At 53.7% G+C, this 11651-nt stretch carries 7 protein-coding genes; 4 read left to right on the forward strand and 3 right to left on the reverse strand.

Annotated features, from left to right (window positions below; genetic code table 11):
- Positions 1–52: 52 nt before the first annotated feature.
- The 3 genes from M989_RS17745 to aroP all read right to left on the reverse strand — a co-directional run bounded on the left by M989_RS17745 (position 53) and on the right by aroP (position 3948).
- Positions 53–1003, reverse strand: coding sequence for a glycoside hydrolase family 43 protein (locus M989_RS17745; RefSeq protein WP_064547477.1), 951 nt, complete (start codon positions 1001–1003; stop codon positions 53–55).
- On the reverse strand, positions 1003–2412 hold the full coding sequence (locus M989_RS17750) for a glycoside-pentoside-hexuronide (GPH):cation symporter (RefSeq protein ID WP_064547478.1): 1410 nt from the start codon (positions 2410–2412) through the stop codon (positions 1003–1005). The genes M989_RS17745 and M989_RS17750 overlap by 1 nt, the downstream gene beginning before the upstream one ends.
- A 165-nt stretch (positions 2413–2577) precedes the next feature.
- Positions 2578–3948 (reverse strand): aromatic amino acid transporter AroP, encoded by a 1371-nt coding sequence (gene aroP / locus M989_RS17755; RefSeq protein WP_064547480.1) that lies wholly within the window; start codon positions 3946–3948, stop codon positions 2578–2580.
- A 537-nt stretch (positions 3949–4485) separates the two neighbouring features.
- Between aroP and pdhR the strand changes: the two genes are divergently transcribed.
- The 4 genes from pdhR (at position 4486) to lpdA (ending at position 11608) form a co-directional block, all read left to right on the forward strand.
- Positions 4486–5250, forward strand: coding sequence for a pyruvate dehydrogenase complex transcriptional repressor PdhR (gene pdhR / locus M989_RS17760; RefSeq protein ID WP_064547482.1), 765 nt, complete (start codon positions 4486–4488; stop codon positions 5248–5250).
- A gap of 156 nt (positions 5251–5406) precedes the next feature.
- A complete protein-coding gene (gene aceE / locus M989_RS17765) occupies positions 5407–8070 on the forward strand; it encodes a pyruvate dehydrogenase (acetyl-transferring), homodimeric type (RefSeq protein ID WP_064547484.1) in 2664 nt (887 codons plus the stop codon).
- Positions 8071–8084: 14 nt separating this feature from the next.
- A complete protein-coding gene (gene aceF / locus M989_RS17770; protein ID WP_064547486.1) occupies positions 8085–9977 on the forward strand; it encodes a pyruvate dehydrogenase complex dihydrolipoyllysine-residue acetyltransferase in 1893 nt (630 codons plus the stop codon).
- Positions 9978–10183: 206 nt separating this feature from the next.
- On the forward strand, positions 10184–11608 hold the full coding sequence (gene lpdA / locus M989_RS17775) for a dihydrolipoyl dehydrogenase (RefSeq protein WP_064547498.1): 1425 nt from the start codon (positions 10184–10186) through the stop codon (positions 11606–11608).
- Positions 11609–11651: the final 43 nt, after the last annotated feature.

The raw sequence follows: 11651 nt of genomic DNA on the forward strand, positions 1-11651 counted from the left end.
CTACGATGAGTCTCGAAGGCCCGGTGAGGCGAAGCGCCACCGGGCAATGCTTTTACTGCGTATCGGCTGGCGGAATACCAAAGTCCGGCATCCCATCTTCTTTCCAGCAGACGGTCTTCAATCGGGTATGACGATTCGGGTCATACAGCGGGTCGCCTTCAATTTCCGTGTAGTTCCTCGCATGATAAACCAGCACATCCTCACCTTCTGGCGTCTGCGTAAAGCTATTGTGTCCGGGGCCATACTGGCGATTTTCATAGCTGGTGGTGAATACAGGTTCCGGTGACTTATGCCAGTTTTCCACCTTGGTCATATCGGCGTCTTTATCAATCCACAGCAGGCCCATGCAGTAGTTTTCGTCGGTGGCGCTGGCGGAGTAGCTGATAAACAGACGGTTGCCGTGGGTGACGACGGCAGGCCCTTCGTTCACCAGAAAACCGCGGCACTCCCAATCGAACTCAGGTTTGCTGAGCATCACAGGTTCACCTTTCAGGGTCCACGGGTTTTCCAGTTCGGCCAGATACAGGTTGGAGTTACCGGCAATCTCCGGCGACTTTTGCGCCCACAAATACCACAGTTTGCCCTGATGCGCGAAGGTGGTGGCATCGAGGCAGAAGGTGTCGAACGGCGTTTTTACCTGACCTTTCTCAACCCATTTCCCGCTGAGCGGATCGGCGTCGCTGCACTCCAGCACAAACATGCGGTGCTGGAACATCCCCAGACTGTCGAACGCCTGAGTGTGGGCGGCGGCGAAGTAGATATACCATTTGCCGTCAATGTGGTGCAGCTCCGGCGCCCAGATAAGGTTGCTCATCGGGCCGCTGTCCGGCTTGCGCCAGACCACCACCGGTTCCGCAGTGCGCAGGCCGTCGAGATCGTCGGCGCGGCGGATCTCCAGCCGGTCATATTCCGGGACAGAGGCGATAAAGTAGTACGTTCCCTTGTGACGCAGAATAAACGGATCGGCGCGTTGCTCAATAAAGGGGTTAGGCCAGTTCTTCATCAGGCTTTCCTTATGTGTTCAGTCGTTTTCAATTCTTGCTGGTATTCATTCAGCTCGCGGTAGTTATTGCGGCGTTTTTCGAGATCTTCCTGAATCTGTTTCATCAGGTTGCGGTCAACTTTCAGCAGACGAACCACGCCTGCGGTAATCAGATAGCCCACGCCAGGAATCACGGTGAATAACAGCATGATACCGTTGAGGGTGGTGTCGCTTTGCGCTTTGGCGCCCGCGTCGTAGCCGTACCAGGAGAGCAGGAAGCCGACCATGGCACCGGCCACCGCAAGACCCACCTTCAGGAAGAACAGGTTGCCGGAGAAGCTGATGCCAGTGATACGTTTGCCGGTCTTCCACTCGCCGTAATCATCAACGTCGGCCATCAGCGACCAGTGCAGCGGGGACGGGATCTGGTGCAGTACGTTCAGCAGGAAGTAGAGTACGACAATAAGCACGGTGGCGTGTGGATCGAAGAAATAGAAGGCGATAGAGAATATTGCCAGTACGATGTTGGTCCAGAAGAAGACCTGCAGTTTACACCAGCGGTCGGTCAGTACTTTGGCCAGCATACTGCCGATCATCATGCCGACCACGCCCAGGCTGATAAAAATAGTGGCGAAGTGAGTGCTTTCACCCATTACCCAGGTGACGTAGTACATGGTGGCCGCCATGCGGATAAAACCGGGGCAGACGTTGCACAACGTCAGCAGCAGAATGCGTACCCACTGATCGTTCTTCCAGACGTCTTTTAAATCTTGCTTCAGTTCATCGTTGGTCTGCACCGCCGGGCGCACGCGTTCACGCACGGTGGCAAAGCAGAACAGGAACATACACATGCCGATAAAGGCCAGCACGGTCATCGCCATCTGGTAGCCTTTGGCTTTGTCTTCACCGCCAAACCAGTCGGCCATCGGCAGCAGCGTCAGCGATAACAACAGGGTCGCGATACCTACCAACACGAAGCGGTAAGACTGACAGGCGACGCGCTCTTTTGGATCGTTGGTAATGACGCTACCCAGAGAGCAGTAAGGAATGTTGATGGCGGTATAGGTGATCGACAGCAGGAAATAGGTGACAAACGCATAGATAACTTTGCTGCTGTAGGTCCATTCTGGCGTGGTGAACATCAGCACGCTGAACAGGGCATAGGGGAAGGCGATCCATAATAGCCATGGACGAAAACGACCGTACTTACTGCGGGTACGGTCAGCCAGCGCGCCCATAATCGGGTCGGTAACGGCGTCGATAACGCGGATTGAGAGCAGCAGTACGCCCACTAATGCCGGCGCCAGACCAAAAATATCGGTATAAAAATAGTTAACGAACAGCATGATAGCGCCGAAGATGATGTTGCATCCTGCATCGCCCATGCCATAACCAATCTTCTCTTTTACTGACAGTTTATTCACGTCCATCGCCAGATCTCTCTTGGGGAATATGGCGAAGATTATTGCCAGTTAAAGGGGGAAATGCGTAGCAGGATAACGTTGTTGATATGGAGAAAGCTGCTGCGAAAATGAAACTGTGAGGCAGGTAACATCAGGGAAAAAGCCCCCTCCGGGAGGAGAGGGCCTGTCAGATCAGTGCGCTTTTACGGTTTTGGCGCTCTTCTGCTTAAACATAAAGCCGATACCCAGAATGGCGATCCATACCGGAATCAGCCATACGGAGATCGCCATGCCCGGGGTCATGACCATAATGACCAGCACGGCAGCCATGAAGACCAGGCAGATCCAGTTCCCCAGCGGGTAGAACAGCGCCGGGAAGCGCGTGGTGACGCCCTGCTGCTGTTTGGCTTTGCGGAACTTGATGTGCGCCAGGCTAATCATCGCCCAGTTAATCACCAGCGCAGAGACCACCAGCGCCATCAGCAGCCCGAATGCGGACTCTGGTGCCAGGTAGTTGATCAGTACGCACAGCGCAGTCACGACGGCGGAAACCAAAATGGAGCTCACCGGCACGCCGCGTTTGTCGACGTTCAGCAGCGCTTTCGGGGCGTTACCCTGCTGCGCCAGGCCGAAAAGCATACGGCTGTTGCAGTAGACGCAGCTGTTGTACACGGAGAGTGCGGCGGTCAGGACCACGATGTTCAGGGCATTCGCCACGAACGAGTCGCCCAGTTCATGGAAGATAAGTACGAACGGACTGACGTCTGCGGTGACGCGTGTCCACGGCATCAGCGAGAGCAGTACCGCCAGCGAGCCCACATAGAAAATCAGGATACGGTAGATAACCTGGTTGGTGGCTTTAGGAATGCTCTGCTCCGGGTTATCCGCTTCTGCCGCGGTAATTCCAACCAGCTCCAGGCCGCCGAAGGAGAACATGATGATCGCCATCATCATCACCAGCCCAGTCCAGCCATGCGGCAGGAAGCCGCCTTGTTCCCACAGGTTGCGAACGGTTGCCTGGGGGCCCGCGCTGCCGCTGAACAGCAGCCATGCGCCGAACAGGATCATGGCGATAACCGCGATAACCTTGATGATGGCAAACCAGAACTCCATCTCACCGAACACTTTAACGTTGGTCAGGTTGATGGCGTTGATAATCACAAAGAAGGCTGCCGCAGAAGCCCAGGTGGGGATCTCGGGATACCAGAACTGGATATATTTACCCACGGCCGTGAGTTCCGCCATGGCAACCAGGACGTACAGCACCCAGTAGTTCCAGCCCGAAGCAAAGCCCGCAAAGTTGCCCCAGTACTTGTAGGCAAAGTGGCTGAAGGAGCCGGCTACTGGCTCTTCAACCACCATTTCACCGAGCTGGCGCATGATCATAAAGGCAATAAAACCGGCGATAGCGTAGCCGAGAATAATACCGGGACCGGCGGATTGAATAACGGAGGCGCTGCCAAGAAACAGGCCGGTGCCGATAGCGCCGCCCAGAGCGATCAGCTGGATATGGCGGTTCTTCAGGCCGCGCTTAAGCTGCGTGCCTTGCTGTTGACCTTCCATTGTGAAACCTCGTGTGTGGTTATTATTGTGACGCTGTTGTGCGTATGTACTTAAGAAATTCCGTTTTCTGTATTGTTATGTTTACGAAAAGCTTTTCTTAAAAAGAGGTAAGGCTCTTTCGTCATGAGCAGAATAGTGGTAAGCGCGAAGGAATGCACCTGCTTTATGAAGGGATGATGACGGATTGGATAAAAAGACAACAACGGTCACGCCGCGCTGAAATGGTGATAATACGATGATATTGAATTAATAGTCATTAAAATGAATGAATATTCACATATGGCGAAATTGAAACGGTTCAGTTTGCTTAATATTGTTTTGTTTTAGTTAATTATACTTCTTTATAGGTAAAGTCATTTTTTGTGCAAAGTTACATTTCTGAAACATCATTTCTGTAATGTTGTTAAAAAGTGCCGGGTTTACTGATTTCAATCAAAACCTGTATGGACATAAGGTGAATACTTTGTTACTTTAGCGCTATGAACTTGAAATTGGTAAGACCAATTGACTCCGGGCTAATGGCAGAGACAGGGAACAATGGCCTACAGCAAAATCCGCCAACCAAAACTTTCTGATGTGATTGAGCAGCAGTTGGAGTTTTTGATTCTTGAGGGGACGTTACGCCCCGGCGAAAAACTTCCACCTGAACGCGAACTGGCTAAACAGTTCGACGTTTCTCGCCCTTCGCTGCGTGAGGCGATTCAACGCCTTGAAGCCAAAGGGCTCCTGCTTCGTCGCCAGGGCGGCGGGACTTTTGTTCAGAGCAGCCTATGGCAGAGTTTCAGCGATCCGCTGGTTGAGCTTCTGTCCGACCACCCTGAATCCCAGTTTGATCTGCTAGAGACCCGTCACGCGCTGGAAGGTATCGCGGCTTATTACGCGGCACTGCGCAGCACTGATGAAGATCGCGTACGCATTCGCGAACTGCATCAGGCCATCGAACGGGCTCAGCAGTCTGGCGACCTTGACGCTGAATCTGACGCCGTCGTCCAGTATCAAATTGCGGTCACTGAAGCGGCTCACAACGTGGTGCTACTTCATTTGCTACGGTGTATGGAGCCGATGCTGGCGCAAAACGTTCGTCAAAACTTTGAGTTGCTCTACGCCCGTAGGGAAATGCTCCCGCAGGTTAGCAATCATCGTACCCGTATTTTTGAAGCGATCATGGCTGGCGAACCTGAGCAGGCGCGAGAAGCGTCACATCGCCACCTGGCCTTCATCGAAGAGATTTTGCTGGATAGAAGCCGTGAACAGAGCCGCCGTGAGCGCTCGTTACGTCGCCTCCAGCAGCGAAAGGATTAAGCTTTTTCCCGGCAGTTGTTTGACCGGGAAATGTGAAAATGCGCCATTCAGAGCGCGGCAACTAAACGCAGAACCTGTCTTATTGCGTTTTCCTTTGAGAGCGCAATGGGACAGGTTCCAGACAAATCAACGTACTAGATAGATAAGGAATAACCCATGTCAGAACGTTTACACAATGACGTGGATCCGATCGAAACTCGCGACTGGCTACAGGCGATCGAATCGGTCATCCGTGAAGAAGGTGTTGAGCGCGCTCAGTATCTTATCGACCAACTGCTTTCTGAAGCACGCAAAGGCGGCGTTCAGGTAGCGGCGGGTGCAAGTGCTAGCGGTTACGTCAACACTATTGCCGTTGAAGATGAACCGGAATACCCGGGCAATCTGGAGCTGGAGCGTCGTATTCGTTCTGCTATCCGTTGGAACGCCATCATGACCGTGCTGCGTGCGTCTAAAAAAGACCTCGAGCTGGGCGGCCACATGGCTTCCTTCCAGTCTTCTGCGACCTTCTACGAAGTGTGCTTCAACCACTTCTTCCGCGCACGCAACGAGCAGGATGGCGGCGACCTGGTGTACTTCCAGGGCCACATCTCCCCGGGCGTCTACGCGCGTGCTTTCCTGGAAGGCCGTCTGACCGAAGAACAAATGAACAACTTCCGTCAGGAAGTTCACGGTAAAGGTCTGTCTTCCTACCCGCACCCGAAACTGATGCCGACCTTCTGGCAGTTCCCGACCGTATCTATGGGTCTGGGCCCGATCGGCGCTATCTATCAGGCTAAGTTCCTGAAATATCTGGAACACCGTGGTCTGAAAGACACGTCCAAACAGACCGTTTACGCCTTCCTGGGCGACGGCGAGATGGATGAACCAGAATCTAAAGGCGCTATCACCATCGCGACCCGTGAAAAACTGGACAACCTGGTCTTTGTTATCAACTGTAACCTGCAGCGTCTTGATGGCCCGGTTACCGGTAATGGCAAAATCATTAACGAACTGGAAGGCATCTTCGCGGGCGCTGGCTGGAACGTTATCAAGGTTATCTGGGGCGGTCGTTGGGACGAGCTGCTGCGTAAAGATACCAGCGGTAAACTGATCCAACTGATGGAAGAAACCGTTGACGGTGACTACCAGACCTTCAAATCCAAAGATGGCGCTTACGTGCGTGAGCACTTCTTCGGTAAATATCCGGAAACCGCAGCGCTGGTTGCCGACTGGACTGACGAGCAGATCTGGGCCCTGAACCGTGGTGGTCACGATCCGAAGAAAGTTTACGCTGCACTGAAAAAAGCGCAGGAAACCAAAGGCAAAGCGACTGTTATCCTCGCCCATACCATTAAAGGTTACGGCATGGGCGACTCTGCCGAAGGTAAAAACATCGCTCACCAGGTGAAGAAAATGAACATGGACGGCGTTCGCTACGTCCGCGATCGTTTCAACGTGCCGGTTGCCGATGCGGATATCGAAAAACTGCCGTACATCACCTTCCCGGAAGGCTCAGAAGAGCACAAGTACCTGCATGAACGCCGTCAGGCGCTGCACGGCTACCTGCCGAGCCGTCAGCCGAACTTCGATGAAAAGCTGGAGCTGCCGACCCTGGAAGATTTCGCTCCGCTGCTGGAAGAGCAGAACAAAGAGATCTCTACTACTATCGCGTTCGTACGTGCCCTGAACGTGATGCTGAAGAACAAATCCATCAAAGACCGCCTCGTGCCGATCATCGCCGACGAAGCGCGTACCTTTGGTATGGAAGGTCTGTTCCGTCAGATTGGTATCTACAGCCCGAACGGTCAGCAGTACACCCCGCAGGACCGCGAGCAGGTTGCCTACTACAAAGAAGACGAGAAAGGCCAGATTCTGCAGGAAGGTATCAACGAGCTGGGCGCAGGCGCATCCTGGCTGGCTGCGGCGACCTCCTACAGCACCAACAACCTGCCGATGATTCCGTTCTACATCTACTACTCCATGTTCGGGTTCCAGCGTATCGGCGACCTGTGCTGGCAGGCTGGCGACCAGCAGGCTCGCGGCTTCCTGGTAGGTGGTACTTCCGGTCGTACGACGCTGAACGGCGAAGGTCTGCAGCACGAAGATGGTCACAGCCATATTCAGTCTCTGACTATCCCGAACTGTATCTCTTACGATCCGTCTTACGCGTACGAAGTTGCGGTCATCATGCACGATGGTCTGGAGCGTATGTACGGTGAGAAACAAGAGAACGTTTACTACTACATCACCACCCTGAACGAAAACTACCACATGCCGGCCATGCCAGCAGGCGCCGAGGAAGGTATCCGTAAAGGTATCTACAAACTCGAAACCGTTGAAGGTAGCAAAGGTAAAGTTCAGCTGCTGGGCTCCGGTTCTATCCTGCGTCACGTCCGTGAAGCAGCACAGATCCTGGCGAAAGACTACGGTGTGGGCTCTGACGTGTACTCTGTGACTTCCTTCACTGAACTGGCGCGTGATGGCCAGGATTGTGAGCGCTGGAACATGCTGCACCCGCTGGAAACGCCGCGCGTTCCGTACATCGCTCAGGTGATGAACGACGCTCCGGCTGTCGCCTCTACCGACTATATGAAACTGTTTGCTGAGCAGGTTCGTACTTATGTACCGGCTGATGATTACCGCGTACTGGGTACCGACGGCTTTGGCCGCTCTGATAGCCGTGAAAACCTGCGTCACCACTTCGAAGTTGATGCTTCCTACGTGGTTGTAGCGGCACTGGGCGAACTGGCTAAACGTGGCGAAATCGATAAGAAAGTGGTTGCGGAAGCAATTACCAAATTCAACATCGATGCAGAAAAAGTTAACCCGCGTCTGGCGTAAGAGGTAAAAGAACAATGGCTATCGAAATCAATGTACCGGACATCGGGGCTGATGAAGTTGAAATCACCGAGATCCTGGTCAAAGTAGGCGACAAAGTTGAAGCTGAACAGTCGCTGATCACCGTAGAAGGCGACAAAGCCTCTATGGAAGTTCCGTCTCCTCAGGCTGGTATCGTTAAAGAGATCAAAGTCTCTGTTGGCGACAAAACTGAGACCGGCAAACTGATCATGATTTTCGATTCCGCCGACGGTGCAGCAGCAGCTGCACCTGTCAAGGCAGAAGAGAAGAAAGAAGCGGCTCCGGCAGCAGCACCTGCTGCAGCGGCAGCAAAAGACGTACACGTTCCGGATATCGGCGGTGACGAAGTTGAAGTGACCGAGATTCTGGTGAAAGTGGGCGACACCGTGACCGCAGAGCAGTCGCTGATCACCGTAGAAGGCGATAAAGCCTCTATGGAAGTCCCGGCGCCGTTCGCGGGTACCGTGAAAGAGATCAAAGTGAACACCGGCGACAAAGTGTCTACCGGCTCTCTGATTATGGTCTTCGAAGTCGCGGGCGCGGCACCAGCGGCTGCACCGGCTCAGGCAGCAGCGCCTGCCGCAGCGGCGGCTCCGGCAGTAGCTTCGGGCTCCAAAGAAGTTAACGTACCGGATATCGGCGGTGACGAAGTTGAAGTCACTGAAGTGATGGTTAAAGTCGGCGATAAAATTGCCGCTGAGCAGTCACTGATTACCGTAGAAGGCGACAAAGCCTCTATGGAAGTTCCGGCACCGTTCGCGGGCACCGTGAAAGAGATCAAAATCAGCACCGGCGACAAAGTCAAAACCGGTTCTCTGATTATGGTCTTCGAAGTGGAAGGCGCAGCACCTGCTGCCGCGCCGGCTCAGGCAGCAGCTCCGGCTCCGGCCGCCGCGCCTGCACAAGCAGCAGCGCCTGCTCCAGCTGCAAAAGCGGAAGGCAAATCTGAGTTTGCTGAGAACGACGCTTACGTCCACGCTACTCCGCTGATTCGTCGCCTGGCGCGCGAATTCGGCGTGAACCTGGCGAAAGTGAAAGGGTCTGGCCGTAAAGGTCGTATCCTGCGCGAAGACGTTCAGGCTTACGTGAAAGACGCTATCAAGCGTGCCGAAGCGGCTCCGGCTGCAGCAGCAGGCGGCGGTATTCCGGGCATGCTGCCTTGGCCGAAAGTCGACTTCAGCAAGTTTGGTGAAATCGAAGAAGTGGAACTGGGCCGTATCCAGAAAATCTCTGGTGCTAACCTGAGCCGTAACTGGGTGATGATCCCGCACGTTACCCACTTCGATAAGACCGATATCACCGATCTGGAAGCGTTCCGTAAACAGCAGAACGCCGAAGCTGAAAAACGTAAACTGGACGTGAAATTCACCCCAGTGGTCTTCATCATGAAAGCCGTTGCCGCCGCTCTGGAACAGATGCCGCGCTTCAACAGCTCTCTGTCCGAAGATGGTCAGCGTCTGACGCTGAAAAAATACATCAACATCGGCGTTGCGGTAGATACCCCGAATGGTCTGGTTGTTCCGGTCTTCAAAGACGTGAACAAGAAGAGCATTACCGAGCTGTCTCGCGAACTGACCACCATCTCCAAGAAAGCGCGTGATGGCAAGCTGACCGCTGGCGAAATGCAGGGCGGTTGCTTCACCATCTCCAGCATCGGCGGCCTGGGTACCACCCACTTCGCACCGATTGTGAACGCGCCGGAAGTGGCGATCCTCGGTGTCTCCAAGTCCTCTATGGAGCCAGTGTGGAACGGTAAAGAGTTTATGCCGCGTCTGATGATGCCGATTTCGCTCTCCTTCGACCACCGCGTTATCGACGGTGCGGACGGTGCGCGCTTTATCACCATCATCAACAACATGCTGTCTGACATTCGCCGTCTGGTGATGTAATGAAAAAGCCGGCCTGACGGCCGGCTTTTTTCTGGTAACCTCGGAGTGGTTAGGGGTTATCAGCAACAAAGGACAAAATCGTTTGCCGTTTGTTGTTTAAAAATTGTTAACAATTTTGTAAAATACACGCGGATAGAACGTCCCGGTGGATGATGGGCGTAATAACTATAACGTCAGACCGCCGGATACAAATGATAGAGGTCATGATGAGTACTGAAATTAAAACTCAGGTCGTGGTACTTGGGGCGGGCCCGGCGGGTTACTCTGCTGCTTTCCGTTGCGCTGATTTAGGTCTGGAAACCGTAATCGTAGAACGTTACAGCACCCTCGGTGGTGTTTGTCTGAACGTTGGCTGTATCCCTTCTAAAGCGCTGCTGCACGTAGCAAAAGTTATCGAAGAAGCCAAAGCGCTGGCTGAACACGGTATCGTCTTCGGTGAGCCGAAAACCGATATCGACAAGATTCGTACCTGGAAAGAGAAAGTCATCACTCAACTGACCGGCGGTCTGGCTGGTATGGCCAAAGGCCGTAAAGTGAAAGTGGTTAACGGTCTGGGTAAATTCACCGGGGCTAACACCCTGGAAGTGGAAGGCGAAAACGGCAAAACCGTGATCAACTTCGACAATGCGATCATCGCGGCGGGCTCTCGTCCAATTCAGCTGCCGTTCATTCCGCATGAAGATCCGCGCATTTGGGACTCCACAGACGCACTGGAACTGAAAGAAGTGCCAAAACGCCTGCTGGTCATGGGCGGCGGTATCATCGGTCTGGAAATGGGTACCGTGTACCACGCGCTGGGTTCAGAGATTGACGTGGTTGAAATGTTCGACCAGGTTATCCCGGCTGCTGACAAAGATATCGTTAAAGTCTTCACCAAGCGCATCAGCAAGAAATTCAACCTGATGCTGGAAACCAAAGTGACTGCCGTTGAAGCTAAAGAAGACGGTATTTACGTTTCCATGGAAGGCAAAAAAGCGCCGTCTGAAGCGAAACGCTACGACGCGGTGCTGGTTGCTATCGGCCGTGTGCCGAACGGTAAAAACCTCGATGCGGGCAAAGCTGGCGTGGAAGTTGACGACCGTGGCTTCATCCACGTTGACAAACAGCTGCGCACCAACGTGCCGCACATCTTTGCTATCGGCGATATCGTCGGTCAGCCGATGCTGGCGCACAAAGGTGTTCACGAAGGTCACGTGGCTGCCGAAGTTATTTCCGGTAAGAAACACTACTTCGATCCGAAAGTTATCCCGTCCATCGCGTACACTGAGCCAGAAGTTGCATGGGTTGGTCTGACTGAGAAAGAAGCGAAAGAGAAAGGCATCAGCTACGAAACCGCCACCTTCCCGTGGGCTGCTTCTGGCCGTGCTATCGCTTCCGACTGCGCAGACGGTATGACCAAACTGATCTTCGACAAAGAATCTCACCGTGTTATCGGCGGCGCGATTGTCGGCACCAACGGCGGCGAGCTGCTGGGTGAAATCGGTCTGGCGATCGAAATGGGCTGTGATGCAGAAGACATCGCGCTGACTATCCACGCTCACCCGACTCTGCACGAGTCTGTTGGCCTGGCGGCCGAAGTGTTCGAAGGTAGCATCACCGACCTGCCGAACCCGAAAGCGAAGAAGAAGTAATTCTTTTTCCCGGTTATCGGAATGACATAAGCGGCCTGAGGGC

It is taken from the genome of Kluyvera georgiana ATCC 51603 (assembly GCF_001654985.1).
In the GTDB taxonomy this organism is placed as follows: Bacteria; Pseudomonadota; Gammaproteobacteria; order Enterobacterales; family Enterobacteriaceae; genus Kluyvera; species Kluyvera georgiana.

Bases quoted from the DNA above. Each gene is read 5' to 3' on its own strand.
- M989_RS17745 (WP_064547477.1), bottom strand. From the start codon at position 1,003: ATGAAGAACTGGCCTAACCCCTTTATTGAGCAACGCGCCGATCCGTTT.
- M989_RS17750 (WP_064547478.1), bottom strand. From the start codon at position 2,412: ATGGACGTGAATAAACTGTCAGTAAAAGAGAAGATTGGTTATGGCATG.
- aroP (WP_064547480.1), bottom strand. From the start codon at position 3,948: ATGGAAGGTCAACAGCAAGGCACGCAGCTTAAGCGCGGCCTGAAGAAC.
- pdhR (WP_064547482.1), top strand. From the start codon at position 4,486: ATGGCCTACAGCAAAATCCGCCAACCAAAACTTTCTGATGTGATTGAG.
- aceE (WP_064547484.1), top strand. From the start codon at position 5,407: ATGTCAGAACGTTTACACAATGACGTGGATCCGATCGAAACTCGCGAC.
- aceF (WP_064547486.1), top strand. From the start codon at position 8,085: ATGGCTATCGAAATCAATGTACCGGACATCGGGGCTGATGAAGTTGAA.
- lpdA (WP_064547498.1), top strand. From the start codon at position 10,184: ATGAGTACTGAAATTAAAACTCAGGTCGTGGTACTTGGGGCGGGCCCG.